This is a genomic window from uncultured Actinomyces sp., assembly GCA_900541895.1.
In the GTDB taxonomy this organism is placed as follows: domain Bacteria; phylum Actinomycetota; class Actinomycetes; order Actinomycetales; family Actinomycetaceae; genus Pauljensenia.
Window position 1 is genome coordinate 20,422 of record UWSI01000017.1, and the last position, 18,752, is coordinate 39,173.

Sequence of the window (18,752 nt, forward strand, 5' to 3'; positions counted from 1 at the left end):
CCAGATAGGACAAGCGTGAGGCTGCTCTCTCAACCGATAGTGGCGATTGCGTGTGTAATTGGGGTTCCCGAGGCGTCGCGGCGCTCGTCGAGCGCGGGAAGTTCCACCGGAGTTCCATCAGCTGAGGCCGCCCGCGGGTTCTCCCCAACCCACGCGATATCCAAGCGATCCTCCCCACGAAGGAAACGCTGAACGCGTACGCCTTGGGTGCCTCGTCCCTTGTAGGGGTATGCGGCTAGGGGAGTGACCTTTGCGGTCGTTTGCCCCGTCCCCGGGAGCGCTCCAGCGGCACCGGCGACGGTCACAACTAGGGCCTCGTCCGGGTTAGTGACTGCCCAGAATCCCAGCACATTTGCCTCATCTGAAAGCTTCATTCCTGCCATTCCCGAGGCCGTGCGTCCCTGGGGACGGACCTTCTCTGCTGGCGTGCGAAGAAGCTGAGCGTCAGAGGTAATGAAAACAAGGTCGGAGGTGTCGTTGCTGGGGCCAAATCCCACCAGTTCATCTCCCTTTTCAAGTGAGATGACTTCCCATTCATCGCGCTGAAGTACATCTGGCTTCAAACGCTTGACGACGCCCATACGTGTGCCCATTGCCATGACGGTATCGGCTTCAGGATCAAGCAGACCGACTGCAGGCGTATCGGTATGGATCAGTAGGGCGCTGGGAGTTGCAGCCGCGAAGGACAACCCAGTTTCAAATCGCGGAAGCGCGGGAAGATCGACAACGTCAATGCGGTGGGCAAGGCCATCGGAGGTGATGACTGCGATCTGTGAACGAGCAGAGGTCGAAAGCTGTGCACGGATTCCATCGTGTGATGCGCGAGGGCCAGCTTCAATTGGATCTGCACCTTCTACTCTGGCGAGCGATCCTGCCGACGAGAGGACAACGACACACGGATCATCGGGAACTTCGAGTGACATTGTCGTGGCTTTCCCAGTTGCAGCGGGGATCGCGGCGAGTGCAGCGCCGGGCTGCGCTTGGTCAACCTGGGTGCCGGTTGCTGAAAGGAGAAGGGTCCGACGAGGTGTTCCCAAGCGTGCTGCGACCTCTGAAAGTTCTTGGCTGATGAGCGCGTAGAGACGATCTTGAGAGGCCAAGATCTCTTCCAACTCTGCGATTTTTGCGTTGAGTTCATCGCGCTCAGTTTCGAGTTCGATACGAGAGAACTTTGTGAGTCGACGCAGGCGCAATTCAAGAATGTGGTTTGCCTGAACTTCAGAGAGGTCGAAAGCAGTCTGAAGGCGTTCGCGGGCGGTTTCAACGTCATCGGAAGAGCGAATAATGGCAATGACGTCATCGATATCGAGAACTGCAATGAGTAAGCCCTCAACCAGATGCAATCGATCACGACACTTTCCAAGGCGGAAGTTACACCGCCGAGTGGTGACGTCGATTCGATGGTCAAGGAAAACTCGGAGCATATCTTTGAGCCCCAGTGTCCTTGGCTGACCATCAACCAATGCAACTGCGTTGATCGAGAAGGAATCTTCCAGAGGCGTGCGAGCATAGAGCTGTTGGAGTACTGCTTCTGGGTTAAAGCCATTTTTGATCTCAATGACCAATCGCAGGCCGTGAATTCGGTCAGTGAGGTTCTGTACCGCCGAAATTCCCTTCAAACGACCGGCAGAAACGTTTTCTTTGATCTTCTCAATGACCTTCTCAGGCCCAACCATATAGGGGAGCTCAGTGACGACAAGGCCCATTTTCCTTGCGGTGACACGTTCGACCTGAACCTTTGCGCGAGTCTTGAATGCGCCACGTCCTGTTTCGTAGGCGTCCTTGATACCCTCTAGGCCAACAATGACGCCACCTTCTGGTAAGTCTGGACCGGGTACATAACGCATGAGGTCAGCAACGGAGGCGTCGGGATGCTTGAGAAGATACTGAGCTGCGGCAATTGTTTCTGAAAGATTATGAGGCGCAATATTCGTCGCCATACCCACAGCGATACCTGAAGCACCATTGACGAGAAGCTGAGGGAAACCGGCAGGGAGGACCTCCGGCTGCATGAATTGATTGTCGTAGTTGGGTACGAAGTTGACGGTGTCTTCATCAAGAGAAGCGACCAGGTCCAATGCTGCTGGAGCCATCCGCGCCTCGGTATAACGCGCAGCAGCGGGACCGTCATCTAGAGAACCGAAGTTTCCATGTCCGTCAACCAAAGGGAGACGAAGGTTAAATGGCTGGGCCAATCGAACCAGTGCGTCATAGATTGCCGAGTCTCCGTGAGGGTGGAGTTTACCCATAACCTCGCCGACAACACGCTGAGACTTAACGTGACCGCGATCGGGACGGAGCCCCATTTGGTCCATCTGGAAAAGAATGCGGCGTTGAACCGGCTTCAAACCGTCACGTGCGTCAGGAAGAGCTCGTGCATGGATGACAGAAACGGCGTATTCGAGGAAGGAGCCCCTCATTTCTGTCGAGACATCGATTTCGGTGATGTTCTGATCAGCATCGGGGAGGTTGAGCTTTTCGTCCTTCGTTCGCATGGGTCGATTCTCTACGAAATTGGCGTAAAACCGCCAGGTACACGCCGCTCTTGATAGAATTAGACGGTGAAATTAGATCGCGATATCGAGCGTGCTGGCTTCTTCCCTGACCTCGCAATTCGAGCCGTTCATCGCTTACTTGGCAATGATGAGGTCCGTGCGTCGCTTGTGCAGGTTGAAGCGGCATTCGATCGTGGGTCAATGTTCCGTCACTTAACAGTTCTTGTGCTCACTCAGAGTTGCTTCATTCAAGTGCACGTTGATGAGGGGGATAACCACAGCGCTGTTGTCGTTTCGGCTTCCCGTCCTATTCGTGCGATATCGGGAGTTTCAGTTCAAGAGGTCATTGCTGATCCCACTCAGGGACACGAGGTGTCTGAAATGACGATCAGCATCGATATGGGCTCTCAAAAGCGCAGCGATATCGAACAGCTGCGCTGTGATGATCCGACATGCCAGGCTGATCATGGTTTTATGGCCCGTAGCTATCCCGACGATATTTCTCTTCGAGTCTCGCAGTTAGCAGACGGATCTCGGACATATACGGACGCACAAGTTTTGGTTGATGCTCTTCTTGAGGTAGTTCGTAATGCTCACTGATCATCTCTGCGCTACAGGAGCAGCCTTACCGGGCACGGATGATTTTCGCCTGACGCAGGTGATTCCCGCAGTGATGGGAGCAGTCGAACCCGAATTAGCTCTCGCGCGCCCCGATCTTTCCTCAAGGCTGGGGTTGGAACGCGCTAAGGCCGCAGTCGTCATTCTGGTTGACGGCCTTGGCCTCATTCCTTTGATGGATCACTTAGGGCACGCACGTAACCTTCGCGGATTGAGGGATCAGATTCGCACTGCTTATTCCGTTGTCCCCTCGACGACTGCTGCAGGTATTACCGCCTGCGGAACAGGTCAACTTCCCGGTCGAACCCGTATGGTCGGTTACAGTGTCTTTCACGGCGAGCGTCTCTTTAACCTCCTTGCCTTTACAGACGGCATTGATCCAGCGCAGTGGCAAGAATGCCCGACCTACTTCGAACAACTTTCTGCCGCCTTGCTCCCTTGTGCGACCATCCTTCCAGCCAAGTTTGCTGGCTCTGGACTTACTTCAGCTGCTCTTCGAGGTGCTCGTTTCGTGCCGGCTACGTCATGGGAGAAACGGTGCCAGGCGGCAATTGACCAGATTCGCTCTGGGACGAAGTTGGTTTATCTCTATTGGTCTGAGATCGATGCCGCCGGTCACGCTCACGGAGTTGGATCAGGCCAGTGGAGCGATGCCTTAGAAGACTTCGATGCTGGACTTGGGCGTTTCCTGAGCTCTCTTCCAGACGACGTTCGCGTTGTCCTCACCGCCGACCACGGTATGGTGAATATTGATTTTGATCAGCTCTATAACCTCGCTGAGCTTTCTCCTTTGAGCCAGGGCGTGCGCGCAGTTGCTGGGGAAACACGAGCAGTTCATGTTCACTGTCTTCCGGGTACGAACGAGCTGCAGGTACGCAACCGTTGGGAAGAATTCCTTGGCCAGCATGCATGGGTAGTGGGTGCTGATGAACTACCAGAATTGATCGGTACGGGCCCGGGCCTTGCTGAGAGTGGTGATTTCGTTGTCTTCTCACGAGGCCGTGGCGGGGTAGTCGATAGTCGCACTCAAAGCCCGGGAGCTATGACTCTCATTGGTGTCCATGGCTCCCTAACACCTGATGAGATGCTAATTCCGCTAGCGGTGCTTGCTTAGGGACGCGAGCCGAAAACGATCTCGTCCCAGCTGGGAACGGAACGCCTCTTCGACTTTTTCGCAGGAGCGGGAGCCTGAGGAATATCTTCAAGCTGTTCCAGCGGCAGAGGCTGATCTTCAACAGCCTCTGTTGTTTCCGCAGACTCCTTTACTTCCGGAGAGCTCTTTCGCGCCTCGGTTAAGGAATGGATACGCGCTGCCAAAGACTCAACCCCGGCAGGCAGATGGGGGCGCTCCTCTGAGGTCTCCTCTTCTTCCTCTTCCTCGTCATCGAGCTCATACTCAATTTCTTGAGGCTTACCGCGTTGAGCATTGAGCTGTTCGACCAGCGCTTCGCGTTCTTCGATATCAGAACGATCCGCAGAGACAACGGGGGCTGGAAGAGGGAGCGAAGTAAAACTCTGGACTCCAGTCGGGGAGGCAGTCTCGGTCAGCCAACGGGCTTCCTCATCAATGGCCTCGAGATGGCCGGAAGACGGTAAGCGCCACTGTGCACCGTGCTCAACGGCACCTTGGATGAAGGTCAAGTGAATCACCCACGGGGAATCCGCTTGACGCGATGCTGACCAATGCAAGGAATCGGGAGAGACTCCACGGGCTGCCAAGCGGTCAACAACCAAGTCACCCATAACGGGGGAGTCGGGAAGATTTCCAATGGGGCTGGAAAGAGCACGCTGAAGTGCATAATCCTTCTCTGCCTGAACGGGAGCTTCGAAGCGAGTGATTTGCGAGACCTCAACATTGTGTTCGCGCGCGATATCGACGGCTCGTGCGCCAGAACGAAGCAAGGCTTGAATTTCACGTGGACGCAGGGGCTTATCTTCGGTAATCGCCTCGATGCGCGGACGATCGCGACGAACAGCGCCACGCAGTTCGTCTGTGATCGGGGTGGTGTAACGACGGCCTTCACTGTCTGTGAATACCAGTGTTTCCTCGTCAGCACCTACTCCGAGAAGATCAAGATCGATCATCGCTTTCCTCCTTGCTTCGTGGTCAAATTTTCTCAAATATGGCGTTAAAATCCTTGATTGCTGGGGCGCGTGTCCTTTTCAGTAGCGCGTAAAGTTTCAACGTGTTACCCTGCAGCGCAGCGAATGTGTTACGCGGGAGCGCAATACATGATGAGAGAAAAGGGAGGACACAATGGCCACCGATTACGATGCACCTCGTAAGAATGACGATGATGTTGCAGAGGACTCCATTGAGGAGCTGAAGTCGCGTCGCAATGATTCTGGTTCGGCAAATGTCGATGAGGATGAAAATGAGGCCGCAGAGAATTTTGAGCTTCCCGGTGCAGATCTATCGAAGGAAGAACTGACGGTTCACGTCGTTCCCAAGCAGGATGACGAATTCACCTGTTCGATGTGCTTCTTGGTCCATCACGCTTCTCAGCTTGCCTACGTCGATGACAACGGACAGCCCGTCTGCACTGAGTGTGCTGGCTGAGCGTGAGATAATTCAGTTATGTTCGGACGTTCACGCAAGGAAGACACTGTTCAAGAAGAGGTAGAAGAGGAAGCACGTCCCCAGCTCTACGACGAGTCAGAACTGTGGCAGATCCCCGGCCCCCGCGAAGAATACGAAGTTGATACCTCGGTCGATTATGTTGACCTAGGTTCGCTGCGAATTCCCGCGGTACCTGGCATGCAGATTCGTGCACAAGCTGGCGAAGATGGTCAAAGCATCATTCGAATTATGTTGGTGCTCGCTTCTTCGGGGCTTCAGCTCTCTATTGCCGCTGCGCCACGCTCGGGTGGGACCTGGGATGAACTTCGTCCGCAAATTCGCGCCGCCTATGAAAAGAGCGGCAGTACAGTTCGCGACAAGCACACCCGCTACGGTGAGGAGCTTGAAGTTGATGAGGCAGTGACGCTTCCCGATGGGAAGAAGGGCACCACTCGGACCCGAATTATCGGACGTGAGGGTGACCGGTGGTTCGCGCGAATCGACATGGTCGGCCCTGCAGCATTGGGCGGTCAAGAAGCTGATGACTTCGAGGAACTTATCGACCGCGTTGTTGTCGTACGCGGCGCCGAACCCAGACCGCGACTGGATCTATTGCCACTTCATCTTCCCGATCAGAACGCAATGCGAGTTCCCAATGTTTAAGGAACTCATCGACCGCTCAGTGAAAATGCTTTCACTGAGTCGTGAAGACATTGACGCTAACGATGAGAAACAGAGCCGGGAAGAACGTGGGCGTTTAGCCGTCGCCGAGGTTCAGGATCGTCAAAAAGCGGTTCTCTTTGGGACGATTCAGTCGGTCACCTACTATCCGGAAAATATTCGTCCACTGATTGATGCCACTCTCTTTGACGGAACAGGGACAATTGTCCTTCGCTGGCCGGGACGCAGTGACATTCCCGGTATGCACGCGGGAGTTCACCTTGAAGTCGAGGGAACAGTCGGTGTCAGCAACGGGGTGAAAGTGATGACAAACCCGCTCTATCGTCTGATTGCAGAGGACAATGTCGAATAACCGATACGCGTGGCTTGCCCAAGATCAATTTTCTGCCTCCGATGTTCTTGGGGGAGCGCGTGGTATTGCCGAGGCCGTGGTTCCCGGACTCGTATTCTTATGCTGCTATTTACTCAGTGACGCGCTGCTGCTGTCCGCGATTGCGTCGGCGTTGTGCTCGGTGCTATTTGCAATCATTCGTCTCATTCAGCGCCAGTCAATTGTCCAATCTCTATCAGGACTTCTTGGGGTTGGGATTGCTTTGGTGTGGACACTGGTCTCGGGGAAGGGAATTAATTTCTTCACCTGGGGCCTTGTGACAAACGCAGCATGGGCATTGGTCTTACTGGTGAGTTTGGTTATTGGGTGGCCACTAGTTTCGGTACTTTTTGGAGTCTTAACCGGGCGTCCCATTCGTTGGATGAAGGAGCCGGAAGCGCGCGACCTCGCAGTTAAATGCGTGTGGCTGACCTTGGCATGGTCTGCAGTCTTTATCATTCGCTTGGCTATTCAAGTGCCCCTGTGGCTGAGCGAACAAGTTGCATGGCTTTCTGCAATGAAGATCGCGTTGGGAATTCCGCTTTTCATTCCTGTTGCCTGGCTGACCTGGTGGCTCTTGAAGGACGATTTCCGGCTGCATCATGTGCGTTCCGAATCTGCGCAGGATGCTCAAGAGCGCTAGCCCTTTATGTCTTTAAGCCTCGGCTTCTACTTCCTGCGTCAACATGCGGTTTAGCGCGGTGAGAACCTGACCTCCGCGATCTGAAATCAACAGGACGAGTTCATCACCAGCCTGATAGGAATCATCCGCTTGAGGTGCAAAAGGCGCGCCATCACGCAAAAGCGCGCTCAAGACAATACGAGGCGGGAATGCGACGTCGCCAATGCTCCTGCCAATGATTGGCGAGTCGTCTGGCAAGACAAAGGCATACATTGCAGCCTGTGCAGAGTTGAAGGCGAAGAGCTTCACCGGGGTTCCCACAGAAATCGCTTCCTCGACCAAAGCAGTCATGATTCGCGGTGTCGAAACGGGAACGTCCACTCCCCAAGAGGCATCGAATAGCCATTCGTTCTTAGGATTGTTTTGTCGTGCGACAACGCGTGGGACAGCGAATTCAGTTTTTGCAAGAAGTGAAATGACCAAATTTGCTTTGTCATCTCCTGTTGCCGCCAAGACGACATCGGCATCGCGCACACCTGCTTCCGATAGCGCCTCGGGAGAGCACGCATCGGCAAGAATCCATTCGGCGTCGGCCACTGAAGCGACACGTAGCTGGTCGGGCTTTTTATCAATTAATGTCACGTCGTGACCGTGATCGAGTAGTTCAAGGGCGACCGAGCGTCCGACAGAGCCAGCTCCGGCGATAACAATCTTCATCTCTTAGTCCTCAAGGCGTGGTGCGCGTGTCAAGATGTCACGCAGGGGAAGTGGATCTTCACCAGAAATTGCGAAATACAACTGGTCATGTTCCTGAATAACCAACTCTGGACGGGCGGGAAGAATCGTTCCTAAGCGGGAGACGAAAGCAATGCGCTCGTCCGTCAACTTCTCGACTGTGGGAAAAGAAAGACCATACCAATCAGCGATCGGAGTGGCGGTAACCAAAGAAACCAATCCGGAGGGGTGCGTCCATGTCACTGCGGCATCAGGTGGCATCAGGCGGCGAAGTACCGATTCCGTCGTTCGTTTGACTGTGGCAACTGTGGGAATCCCCAGACGTTCGTATACGAAGGCTCGTTCTGGGTCGTAGATTCGAGCAACGACCCGCTCAACATGAAATGTCTCGCGCGCAACACGGGCGGCAATAATGTTCGAATTATCGCCATTCGATACCGCAGCGAAGGCGTAGGCATCTTTAATTCCCGCTTGTTTTAAAGCATCGCGATCCATGCCGAGTCCAGTGACTCGGCGACCAGAAAAGTCCTGAGGAAGGCGTTGAAAAGCCTTGGAATCAGAGTCAATCACAGCGACGGAGTGTCCTTGCGCATCCAAAATAGAGGCAAGACTGGCGCCGACTCGGCCGCATCCCATAATCACAAAGTGCACACTACAACGCTACTCGCACAAAGCGGTGATGGCATCTGTTTGACTTAAAAGTTGCTCTATAACGTGTCCAAAAGTGACGCTCTGTCCTCCAGAGGATACGCTTAAGAGGTGTCATCATTCGTTGAGTCCGCAAAACGTGTTTTAATCGGACGTCCTATTCGTTCCAAGGCGGCGGCCCATCAACTTCTCCCGAAGAGACTTGCTCTTCCGATCTATGCTTCTGATGCCCTTTCATCGGTGGCTTACGCACCTGATGAAATTCTCCTCACACTTGCATTGGCAGGTTCTCTTGCTCTCATCAAGTCAGTCTGGGTCGGGGTGGTTGTTGCCTGCGTTTTGGCTGTCGTCGTTTTGTCTTATCGGCAAACCGTTCATGCCTACCCTTCAGGCGGTGGGGACTACGAGGTTGTAACGACGAATCTCGGCCCCAGTTGGGGACTTCTTGTCGCCTCGGCACTTCTCGTCGATTATGTTTTGACGGTTGCGGTGTCAATCTCTTCTGGCGCAAACTACCTGACCACGATCTTCCCAGGCCTGCGCGGTTCAGAAGTCCCTATTGCGGTTGGGCTGATTATTTTCCTCACTTTGGTCAACCTGCGAGGAACGCGAGAAGCAGGGACAGCGTTTGCGATCCCAACCTATGCCTACATGATTGCTATTGCAGTGATGATCATTGTCGGCTTTGTGCGACTGTTCATGGGGAATCTTCCCATGGCTGATAGCGCTGCTTACGACATCCACGCAGCAAGTTCACACCTCGATGGGCTCACCGGTTTGGGTGGGGTTTTCTTGCTGATGCGCGCTTTTTCTTCTGGCTGTGCGGCTTTAACGGGTGTCGAAGCCATTTCAAACGGCGTTCCGAACTTTAAGCGTCCTAAATCGCGCAACGCAGGAATTACCCTGCTGATGCTCGGTGGTATCGCCGCTTCAATGATGATTTCCATCCTCGTATTAGCCCGTTATACGGGGCTGCAGATGGTTGACGACACTTCGATGGTTTATCTCCACGGCAGCGCCCAACCTGATGTGCACTTTGCTCCGGTTATCAGCCAGTTGGCCTCGACAATTTTTGGCGACGGCTCACTTCTTTTTATTTTCGTAACCGCTGTGACGGGCTTTATTTTGATCCTTGCGGCAAACACCGCTTTCAACGGCTTCCCAACCCTCGCCTCGGTTCTTTCGCGTGACTCCTTCTTGCCGCGTCAGCTTTACAAGCGCGGTGACCGCCTGTCGTACTCCAATGGCATTATGGCCCTTGCTGTGGGCGCCTCGGCATTGGTAATTCTTTTCAATGCAAGCGTGACCCGGTTGATTCAGCTCTATGTTGTCGGTGTTTTCGTATCGTTTACGCTTTCCCAACTGGGAATGATCCGTCACTGGAATAAACGCCTGCGTCTTCCGCAAAATGGCAGTGAACGCGGCAAGGTACTTCGCTCGCGTTCCGTCAACATCATCGGCTTTATGATGACCGGATTTGTTCTTGCTGTCGTTCTGGTCACGAAGTTTACTCACGGTGCGTGGATTACCGTTTTGCTCATTGCTCTGGTCTTCACCATCCAGCGTTTAATTCGCCGTCACTATGACACCATTCGTGGCCAGCTGCGGGTGGAGGATTGGCATTCTCGCCGTGCACTGCCTTCACGCGTTCGCGCTTTGGTTTTGGTCTCGAATTTATCGAAGCCTTCAATGCGTGCCATTGCGACGGCGCGCGCACAGGCTCCTATCAATTTGGAAATTGTTTCAGTCGTCTCCGACCTTGAGGAAGAAAAGCATATTCGTCGCGAATGGAAGGAATCAGGTCTTCCAGTTCCTTTGACGCTAGTCGCCTCACCATTTAGAGATATCACTCAAATCGTTATTTCGTATGTACGCTCAAGGCGTCAGCGTTCACCAGAAGAAATGTTGGTTGTCTATATTCCAGAGTTCTTGGTTCGGCACTGGTGGGAGAATATTCTTCATAACCAGATGGCATTGCGCTTATCTCGATCTCTTTTGCGAATCCCCGGCGTTGTGCTCACCATTGTCCCTTGGAAGCTTGGCGAAGATATCCAGGTCGATGGAAGACAGAGTGTCAATGATCCTTTCAAGCGTCAGTGAGGAGAGGCCTACACGTGAGCGATTCTGATGAATTGATCGAGCTCACAATCGGTGCGCCTGCGCATGGTGGTGCCTGCGTTGCGCGTGATGATTCCGGACGCGTTGTTTTTGTTCGATTCGCCCTTCCAGGTGAGAAGGTGCGCGCACGTGTCATTGATTCACATAAACGCATGCTGTGGGCCGAGGCAGTGGAGGTTCTTGAGCCCAGCCCTGTTCGAATTCCCAGCGTGTGGCCGGCAGCTGGCCCCGGTGGCGTAGGTGGGGGAGAACTTTCCTTCGTCAGCCCCGAAGGGGGACGCCGCTGGAAAACCGAGGTTCTAGAAGACCAATTGCGACGTATTGGTCGCGAGCGTGTTGCCGAGCAGGTCGAGGCCATTGGGGGAGTACGCGTTCAGCCGGCACCCGGCGATGAGAATTGTGATGAGCTTCTGGGACGACGTACGCGTATCGAGTGCGTTGTGAATAACGCTGGTCGACTTGGTATGCGCCGCTATCGCTCGCATGAGATTCAGCTGCTAGATTCTATGCCTTTAGCAGCCAAGGAGATCAATGAACTCGATGTCTGGGAAGGGAGCAAGGTTTTTTCTCACCTTCCCGAGGGCTCGCGAGTCCGTTTGATCGCTGCTCCTGGCCAGCCGACACTGATTTGTACGGATGAGGGTTGCTGGGATGCTCAGGCAGATGTGTGGAATGGGCCGGTGACGTGGACAGTTTCCCGCGAAAACGGAGTAGATCAGTATCGAGTTCGCCCTCAAGGTTTTTGGCAAACGCATCGTCGCGGAGCCGAAGTTTTGGCCCGAAATGTTGAGGATATAGTTGCCTCGCTCGGTGCTTCCCGAATGATGGAACTTTACTCGGGAGCGGGACTCTTTTCGCTGCCACTGTCACGTCTTCTGGGCAGTGCTGGGCGCTTGGTCACCCTTGAGGTTGACGAGGCCGCCGTTGCAGATGCCGTGGCAAACGTCGGTAGCGATGTGCTTGACGCTTTCGTTGGCGACTGCGATGCTCCTGCAGTGTGCGAACTTAATAGAGAATTGGAGGGCGCGGAGATTATCATCGCTGATCCTCCAAGATCCGGAGCTGGCAAAGATGTTTGTCGCGCGATGGCCAGTACCGGGGCAGAACACATTCTGCTTGTGTCCTGTGATCCTGCCGCAGCGTCGCGTGACCTGCATGATCTTCTTGAAGTGGGATACACGATCATCGATATGCGTGCTTGGGATCTTTTCCCCTACACGCACCACTTCGAAGTGATGACGCTACTGGAGAGGATCTAGAGTTCTTTGCTGAACTTAGCTTGAAGAAAACTACCCTAGTAGTTAAGTGCAGTTGGGGGCAGGCTCTGTGCCTGCCCCCAACTGCATCAATCTCGTCTTGGACGAGCTTTAGAGGTTTTCGATGTCAAGACTGACGGGTACCTTCGCGTTTAGCTTCCAGACCTGTGAGTAGAAGCTGAGTTCACTTTCCCATGAATCCTTGATGTTTGCTGCTGAACGGAATCCGTGGCCTTCACCCGGGTAGAGCCGCAAAGCCACTGGACGGCCGCTGTCACGGAGGGCCTTGAACATGGACTCTGCTTGAGAAGGAGGAACGACCTTATCCTCGGTGCCCTGCAGCAATAGGAGTGGTGCATGGATCTGATCGACCTTGTTGATCGGCGAGCGTTCGGCCCAGACCGGATCTGAAAGATCATCCGAACCAATGAGGAATTGGTCGTAGTGTGACTCGAACTTATGGGTCGTTGCATCGAGCAGCTTCAGGTCACCAATACCGAAGAGCGAGGTTCCAGCGGTGAAAACATCACTGTCAGCAAGGGCAGACAAAACCGTATAACCACCCGAGGAACGCCCCCTGATTGCAATGCGCTCAGGATCAGCTAGTCCTTGGGAAACTAAGTACTGTGCCCCTTCGGCGCAATCTTGCACATCAAGGACACCCCAGTGCCCATTAAGGCGCTGGCGGTACTTCCGACCGTAGCCAGTTGACCCGCGGTAATTGACATCAAGGAAGGCAAATCCGCGAGAGGTCCAGTATTGGACAGCAATTGATAGTCCTGGACGGGCAGAGGAAGTTGGACCTCCGTGCACATTAACGAGGAGCGGAGGAAGGGAGCCCTCGGGAGCGGTGAACTCGGGGTTCTTTGGCGCGTAGTAGAAACCGTGAACAGTCTCTCCGTCGCTGCTGGTCCATGAAACCGCTTGTGCAACTGAAATCAGATCATCGCTCAGGTGCTCTTGAGAGGAAGATCGGAGTACTCGAGATGCCCCACCAGAAACCTCAACGATTGCGGGCTCGTGGGTTGCAGAGTCCGCAAGGGTCACAACACGGCCTTCGTAGCAGGCAACATTTCCAGTCGGCCACCACGGCGTACGCCACTCTTCGCACATGCCGTTATCCAGGCGAACAGTGCCCAGATGCCACGTCCCGTTCTCGGCCCATGAGCAAATGAGGTTTTCGTAGTCGAAGTTATCGTAGGAGTGAAGGCCAAGCTGCCAATGCGGATGCGAGAATGCGCGCACGCTGGGGTGCAAGGGGCGTGTACGAAGGCGCGTCATCCAGGCGAATTGATCTTCATCATCGTTCCACTGGAATCCCTCTGTGCGATAGAGGTTCGCCCAACCGGAGGAGTCATCGATGTGGATCAGGTCCCCGTTAAGAGTCCACCGTGGTTCATAAACGCAGACCTCTGGCTTATCGACCAAAATCAACGATGCTGCGATCTTCCCCTCGAAATCCAGTGAGCCAACGTGTAGGGCGGAGCGTGTCCATGCCATGTTGGGGTGGTTCCATGAAAGCCAAGCGAGCTTGGTTCCATCGGGACTCAAGGTTGGGGATGAGACAAAGTCAGATCCACCAAAAATCGGGATGATTTCGAAAGCATTGCGCGCTGCGCGTCCATCCAGGGGAATTGCGACAAGGGAGTTGACTGGTTCGCCGGGATTCGAATGATCCTCTGCTACCGCGTAAACCAAACCGCGAACGTCGGCGATTTCGAAGTCACCGTAGCGAACTTTGCCCAAAGGAGTGAGCGGAACCAACTGACGCCTCGGATCGCGGGTGTTAAAGGCGTAGACACGACCGTCGAAGCCATCAGAAAAGACGATGAAGCCGTCAGAAACTGCGTATGCTCGTCCGCCGTACTCGTGAACACGAGTACGGACGTCAGGCAGACGGATACCATCGATGAGCGGAAGAACTTCGGAGATTTGCCCCATCGAATCCGCGCGCAGAAGAGTATTTCGACCGTTATCGCGGGGGTTACCTTCAACCCAGTAGGTATCGGTTTCGTCGACGCGAACCTGTGACAGCTGCACTGATGTCTGAGTGTAGGAATCGGCTTCGACCGGAGAGTCCCACTGCCCATACGGACGTTGCACGCTCATCGTGTCTCCTTCTCTATACGTCAAGTCGTCGCACCTTCATTCTAATTCCTGCATTGATTACGTGCTTTGAAGTCCGATCGCACTGCACACTCGTCCTCTTCGCGCGCATCGTTCGGCTCATCAGCCACCATGACACTAGAATCTCTCTCATGACCCATGCCCAAAATCAGCCCTCTTTATTGAGTACGATTTCTTCGCCCAGTGACCTGAGGCGTATTCCAGCGGCAGAAATGGACGACTTAGCGGCGCAGATCCGCGCAAAGCTCATCGAAGATGTCTCAAAGACAGGCGGGCACCTTGGGCCGAATTTGGGCGTTGTTGAATTGACTATTGCTCTTCACCGTGTTTTCCGTTCACCTGCAGATACGATCGTCTTTGATACTGGTCATCAGACTTACGTTCACAAATTGCTGACAGGACGCCAAGACTTTTCAAAGCTTCGACAAGAAGGGGGCCTATCGGGATATCCCAGTCGAGAAGAATCCGTCCACGATGTTCTTGAAAACTCACACGCATCTTCATCCCTTTCGTGGGTTGATGGTATTTCCCGCGAAAAATCTCGACGCGGTGATCCGACATGGACGATTGGCATCATTGGTGATGGTGCATTGACAGGTGGGATGGCATGGGAAGCATTAAACAATATTGCTTCCGATCACAAGCGACGCGCAATCATTATTGTCAACGACAACGGGCGCTCCTACGCACCAACTATTGGTGCTGTAGCTCGCCATCTTGATCTTCTGCGTTCTTCGCGAAATTACGAAAAGGCGCTGTCATGGGGTAAACGGACTCTCATGAATTTTGGGGAACCTGGACGCGCAACATACGGAGCACTTCACGGCCTCAAAAGCGGTATTAAAGATGCGCTTATCCCACAGGCGATGTTTGAGGACCTCGGATTGAAGTATCTCGGACCTGTTAACGGCCATGATATTGCCGCTATGGAAGAGATCTTTAATCGTGCACGAGCCTTGCATGAACCCGTCCTGATCCATGTCATGACGCAGAAAGGACGGGGCTACACCCCCGCGGAAGAAGACATCGCAGATCGATTCCACGCAGTGGGGAAGATCCATCCGGAAACCGGACTTCCTATCGCGCCAGCACGTTTTGCTTGGACCAGTGTGTTTGCTGACGAGATTCGTCAGATTGCACATGAACGCGAAGATATTGTGGGCCTAACTGCTGCGATGTTGCTGCCTGTTGGTCTTGGCCCCTTCAAGGACGATTTTCCTTCGCGCGTGGTTGATGTAGGGATTGCAGAACAGCATGCGGTTGCCGCCGCCGCTGGAATGGCTTTCGCTGGAGCGCACCCGGTTTTTGCGGTGTACGCGACCTTCCTGAATCGAGCATTTGATCAAATCCTTATGGATGTTGGGCTTCACCACTGCGGCGTAACCTTTGTTCTTGATCGGGCCGGAATTACTGGTGATGACGGAGCATCCCACAATGGAATGTGGGATATTTCGATGCTGAATTCCGTTCCTGGCTTACGCCTTGCCGCCCCGCGTGATGAGGCGACGCTACGCGAAGAATTGCGCGAAGCCGTAGCGGTAGATGATGCGCCGACAGTTCTTCGTTATCCGAAGGGTGCTTTGACTGATCCTATTGTTCAGCTTCGTCGTGTGGATGGCTGCGATGTCCTCAAAGACTGGGATGAGGGCACTGAAGCCTCAAAGGTCTGCATCGTTGCCTTGGGCTCGATGGTCCCAGCTGCCATGGAAGCAGCCGCTCTTCTTGAGAATGATGGCTTGGCTAGCGTGCGCGTGGTCGATCCCCGCTGGGCTCTTCCAGTTCCCGAGGCCTTGGTTGGCCTAGTCGAAGGAGCTGAGCTTGTGCTCAGCGTCGAGGATGGCTTAGTTGATGGCGGATTTGGGTGGTCGCTGCGTGATCTGCTTTCTTCGAATGCATTGACGCGCTCGATCCCAGTCGTCACTGCCGGTATCCCAAAGGAATTTCTTCAGCAGGCAAGCCGCGCGAGCATTGTCGCGGCCCTTGATCTTCATGCACAGGGCCTGAGTGAAAGGATTCGTCACGCTCTAGCGGGAGAGTAGATCGCTCAGGGCAATGGTCATCAACGAGATCTGCCAGGGGCGTGCACCCTGCGCGGTAAGGAAATCATCGACAGTCATTCCCAATCCCTGTTGGGTGTGCTCCCAAGCCAATGCGCGTTGAACCCGTGGTTCAAGAACGATTTCCGGACTAATTTCTAGTGTTTCTGCTTGCTTCGCAACGGCCTCGCGTACCTCAAGAAGAAGCTCATGCGCTTCGGCATGGATACGTTGCCAATGCCTGACACTGGGAGTATGCCCGTCGTCTTCCGTCCGATGTCGCGGTGGAAGTTGGTTTTCTGGAAGGGCTAGTGCACGACTGACGGCGTCGAGGAAGCGCTGCGCGTAACGTCGGGCCTGAGGCGAACGAAATTCGGCAATCGAAAGAAGATTGTGGCGTGTCCTCGGCGGACGTTGCGCGGCGTGGATAATTCCGCTGTTTCGCACCAAGCGTCCGGGAGCAAGATCAATCTCGTGTGCAATCGCATCACGTTCGATCCAAAGCTCACGTGCGATCGCTAGTGCTCGTTTGGAGGTCAACTTGCCAATGCCGGAGATTGAACGCCAACGATCCTTTTTCGGTGAAGGAGGGGCGGCCTCGGCAATATGCGAAAACTCCTGTTCTGCCCACGAGATACGGTCAAGGTTGTCCAAGCGCTTTTCAAGGGAATCTTTAAGAGCAGTCAGAAGCTCGACATCAAGAACCGCATATCGCAGCCAATCCTTTGGAAGGGGGCGTACCGACCAATTCGAGGCTTGGTGGTCTTTGACAAGTGTCAGTCCCAAGACTTGCTCACAAACTGCAGAGAGTCCGAAGTGGGTCATCCCCAGTAAGCGTGATGCGACTTGCGTATCAAACAGAGCTGGAATTTCCAGGCCAAGCTCACGTAGATTCGGGAGATCTTGAGAAGCGTCGTGCAGAATCCATGTCGAGTTCATGCTTGCTTGAAGGCACTCAAGGTGGGGGAGAACCGCGGTGTCGATCAGGAAGGAGCCGACATCCTCGCGTCGCAGCTGGAGGAGATAGGGCGAAGAGCCATAGCGAAAGCCTTGAGCCCGCTCGACATCCACTGCAACCGGAAGGGAAGAAGCTGAGAGGTCCTGTACAGCCTGTTCCAAAGCACTATGAGTGTCGATAATTTCTGGGATTCCTTCGCGAGGGAAAGCGATGAGCTCGGGGTCCTCGTTGTCTCCCACGGCGATGCCGTAGGGATTTTCAATGAGCACGTTCTATGCCCTTTCAAGGAATCGTTGATTTTCAACACCGGCGATCCGACACATGAGATCTTGCCACGCCAGAAGGTGCTCGCCAATCCAGGGCGTATTTGGTGTGAGTGACACACGAATCTCAACAGCGAGTGTCGACCCCATGAGGATCAGGCCTCCAAAAGATTCGCTCACTTCTTTGCTCACAGTGCCCGTCAGGTCATGGAAGCCTGCGCCGCGCTCTTCAAGACAGTCGTGAGTCCAGTTCCACAGTGCTTCAGAAAGAAGGGGATCGGAACTCATATCAGCATCAATTTGCGCACGGAGCTGTGCGACAAGACGGAATGGCCCGTTCCAGCCCATTTGTCCGTTGGGATCGTGGAGGATGACAAAACGACCGAAAGCAAGGGCTTCGTCGTGGGCAGTTTGTGTTGTGCGAAGTGCAAGTGCAGCAGTGAAAGGAGCAAGCGCGCGCGGGGCGGGAACTTCCTCAATTTCGACGTGAGGATGAACAGCACTGCGTAACGACAAGAGTGCTGTTCGAAAATCCTCGGGTGGTGCCACTTCGATCACGTCCTCGACTTTATGAGTCCGTTTTATCTGGCAGTGGAAGGCGCGCCGCCGTGCGGTGAAAAAATCGGGTGTGAGCGGGGACACGCCGTCTTGATTTGTGTTCCAGGTGCAAACCCTGTTAGCCTTTCATCCGTTGCGAAACCGTTCAGGCGGTTTGATAACGCGGATGTGGCTCAGTTGGTAGAGCATCACCTTGCCAAGGTGAGGGTCGCGGGTTCGAGTCCCGTCATCCGCTCGGGCGATTGGCGCAGTGGTAGCGCGCTTCCCTGACACGGAAGAGGTCACTGGTTCGAACCCAGTATCGCCCACTGTCGTTATCTAACGACGGACAAGGCCCCAGTCCGATAGGGACTGAGTGCGGATGTGGCTCAGTTGGTAGAGCATCACCTTGCCAAGGTGAGGGTCGCGGGTTCGAGTCCCGTCATCCGCTCTAACCTTCCGAAAATCCTTGAGGTTGAGGTTGGATAGGGTGGGTTGGCCGAGAGGCGAGGCAGCGGCCTGCAAAGCCGTATACACCGGTTCGAATCCGGTACCCACCTCGGGCGATTGGCGCAGGGGTAGCGCGCTTCCTTCACACGGAAGAGGTCACTGGTTCGATCCCAGTATCGCCCACGGAAATTTTAAAACGCTCTGGCGAATGTCGATTTGTGACTGGCGTCCATGCGTGTTAGAGTTTCCAAGCCGCAAAGCTTTGGCTTTGTGAGTCA

Annotated in this window: 16 protein-coding genes and 5 tRNA genes; 14 read left to right on the plus strand and 7 right to left on the minus strand. The window is 54.3% G+C overall.

Annotated features, from left to right (window positions below):
* Window positions 1–29 precede the first annotated feature (29 nt).
* Window positions 30–2,495, minus strand: a complete 2,466-nt coding sequence (locus tag QZR18_RS05525; RefSeq protein WP_178706466.1) for a DNA topoisomerase (ATP-hydrolyzing) — start codon at window positions 2,493–2,495, stop codon at window positions 30–32.
* A gap of 66 nt (window positions 2,496–2,561) precedes the next feature.
* Between QZR18_RS05525 and QZR18_RS05530 the strand changes: the two genes are divergently transcribed.
* Entirely contained in the window at window positions 2,562–3,095 is a 534-nt protein-coding gene (locus tag QZR18_RS05530; RefSeq protein ID WP_178706469.1) for a DUF5998 family protein, read from the plus strand.
* A complete protein-coding gene (locus tag QZR18_RS05535) occupies window positions 3,085–4,227 on the plus strand; it encodes an alkaline phosphatase family protein (RefSeq protein WP_178706472.1) in 1,143 nt (380 codons plus the stop codon). Before QZR18_RS05530 ends, QZR18_RS05535 begins: the two co-directional genes overlap by 11 nt.
* On the opposite strand, the gene sepH is transcribed toward QZR18_RS05535, so the two are convergent.
* Window positions 4,224–5,198, minus strand: a complete 975-nt coding sequence (gene sepH, locus QZR18_RS05540; protein WP_178706475.1) for a septation protein SepH — start codon at window positions 5,196–5,198, stop codon at window positions 4,224–4,226. The two genes, QZR18_RS05535 and sepH, sit on opposite strands and share 4 nt — an antisense overlap.
* Before the next feature lie 172 nt (window positions 5,199–5,370).
* Here sepH and QZR18_RS05545 point away from each other — a divergent pair, with 172 nt between their 5' ends.
* From QZR18_RS05545 to QZR18_RS05560, 4 genes are read left to right on the plus strand one after another with little or no spacing between them, the layout of a single operon-like run.
* Window positions 5,371–5,673 carry a DUF4193 domain-containing protein gene (locus tag QZR18_RS05545; protein WP_019126066.1) on the plus strand — a complete coding sequence of 101 codons (303 nt, stop codon included), beginning with the start codon at window positions 5,371–5,373 and terminating at the stop codon, window positions 5,671–5,673.
* A gap of 18 nt (window positions 5,674–5,691) precedes the next feature.
* Entirely contained in the window at window positions 5,692–6,336 is a 645-nt protein-coding gene (locus QZR18_RS05550) for a DUF3710 domain-containing protein (RefSeq protein WP_178706478.1), read from the plus strand.
* The gene (locus QZR18_RS05555) at window positions 6,329–6,706 is read left to right on the plus strand and encodes an OB-fold nucleic acid binding domain-containing protein (protein ID WP_178706481.1); all 378 of its coding nucleotides are present in this window, start codon (window positions 6,329–6,331) and stop codon (window positions 6,704–6,706) included. The genes QZR18_RS05550 and QZR18_RS05555 overlap by 8 nt, the downstream gene beginning before the upstream one ends.
* Window positions 6,696–7,367: a DUF3159 domain-containing protein gene (locus tag QZR18_RS05560; protein ID WP_178706484.1), complete on the plus strand. Its 672-nt coding sequence runs from the start codon at window positions 6,696–6,698 to the stop codon at window positions 7,365–7,367. Before QZR18_RS05555 ends, QZR18_RS05560 begins: the two co-directional genes overlap by 11 nt.
* Window positions 7,368–7,379: 12 nt before the next feature.
* Here the strand turns inward: QZR18_RS05560 and QZR18_RS05565 are convergent, their stop codons facing one another.
* On the minus strand, window positions 7,380–8,063 hold the full coding sequence (locus tag QZR18_RS05565; protein WP_178706487.1) for a TrkA family potassium uptake protein: 684 nt from the start codon (window positions 8,061–8,063) through the stop codon (window positions 7,380–7,382).
* A gap of 3 nt (window positions 8,064–8,066) precedes the next feature.
* Window positions 8,067–8,717, minus strand: a complete 651-nt coding sequence (locus tag QZR18_RS05570) for a TrkA family potassium uptake protein (protein WP_178706495.1) — start codon at window positions 8,715–8,717, stop codon at window positions 8,067–8,069.
* A gap of 123 nt (window positions 8,718–8,840) precedes the next feature.
* On the opposite strand from QZR18_RS05570, the gene QZR18_RS05575 reads away from it, so the two are divergent.
* Together QZR18_RS05575 and QZR18_RS05580 are read left to right on the plus strand one after the other, a co-directional pair.
* On the plus strand, window positions 8,841–10,829 hold the full coding sequence (locus QZR18_RS05575) for an APC family permease (RefSeq protein ID WP_178706490.1): 1,989 nt from the start codon (window positions 8,841–8,843) through the stop codon (window positions 10,827–10,829).
* 14 nt (window positions 10,830–10,843) lie between these two features.
* Window positions 10,844–12,106 carry a class I SAM-dependent RNA methyltransferase gene (locus QZR18_RS05580; RefSeq protein WP_178706493.1) on the plus strand — a complete coding sequence of 421 codons (1,263 nt, stop codon included), beginning with the start codon at window positions 10,844–10,846 and terminating at the stop codon, window positions 12,104–12,106.
* A 108-nt stretch (window positions 12,107–12,214) separates the two neighbouring features.
* On the opposite strand, the gene QZR18_RS05585 is transcribed toward QZR18_RS05580, so the two are convergent.
* On the minus strand, window positions 12,215–14,212 hold the full coding sequence (locus QZR18_RS05585) for a S9 family peptidase (protein ID WP_178707275.1): 1,998 nt from the start codon (window positions 14,210–14,212) through the stop codon (window positions 12,215–12,217).
* Between the two features lie 149 nt (window positions 14,213–14,361).
* On the opposite strand from QZR18_RS05585, the gene dxs reads away from it, so the two are divergent.
* Complete coding sequence (gene dxs / locus QZR18_RS05590) at window positions 14,362–16,269, plus strand: 1-deoxy-D-xylulose-5-phosphate synthase (protein ID WP_178707277.1); 1,908 nt, start codon at window positions 14,362–14,364, stop codon at window positions 16,267–16,269.
* Here the strand turns inward: dxs and QZR18_RS05595 are convergent.
* Together QZR18_RS05595 and QZR18_RS05600 are read right to left on the minus strand one after the other, a co-directional pair.
* A complete protein-coding gene (locus tag QZR18_RS05595) occupies window positions 16,255–17,493 on the minus strand; it encodes an HRDC domain-containing protein (protein WP_178707279.1) in 1,239 nt (412 codons plus the stop codon). The genes dxs and QZR18_RS05595 overlap by 15 nt on opposite strands.
* A 3-nt stretch (window positions 17,494–17,496) precedes the next feature.
* A complete protein-coding gene (locus tag QZR18_RS05600; RefSeq protein ID WP_178707281.1) occupies window positions 17,497–18,045 on the minus strand; it encodes a DUF3000 domain-containing protein in 549 nt (182 codons plus the stop codon).
* Between the two features lie 162 nt (window positions 18,046–18,207).
* Between QZR18_RS05600 and QZR18_RS05605 the strand changes: the two genes are divergently transcribed.
* From QZR18_RS05605 to QZR18_RS05625, 5 genes are all read left to right on the plus strand, one after another.
* Window positions 18,208–18,280, plus strand: a tRNA-Gly gene (locus QZR18_RS05605).
* Window position 18,281: 1 nt separating this feature from the next.
* Window positions 18,282–18,353, plus strand: a tRNA-Val gene (locus tag QZR18_RS05610).
* Window positions 18,354–18,402: 49 nt separating this feature from the next.
* Window positions 18,403–18,475 (plus strand) — tRNA-Gly (locus QZR18_RS05615).
* A 38-nt stretch (window positions 18,476–18,513) separates the two neighbouring features.
* A tRNA-Cys gene (locus QZR18_RS05620) sits at window positions 18,514–18,584 on the plus strand.
* A gap of 1 nt (window position 18,585) precedes the next feature.
* Window positions 18,586–18,657, plus strand: a tRNA-Val gene (locus tag QZR18_RS05625).
* The last annotated feature ends 95 nt before the right edge of the window (window positions 18,658–18,752 follow it).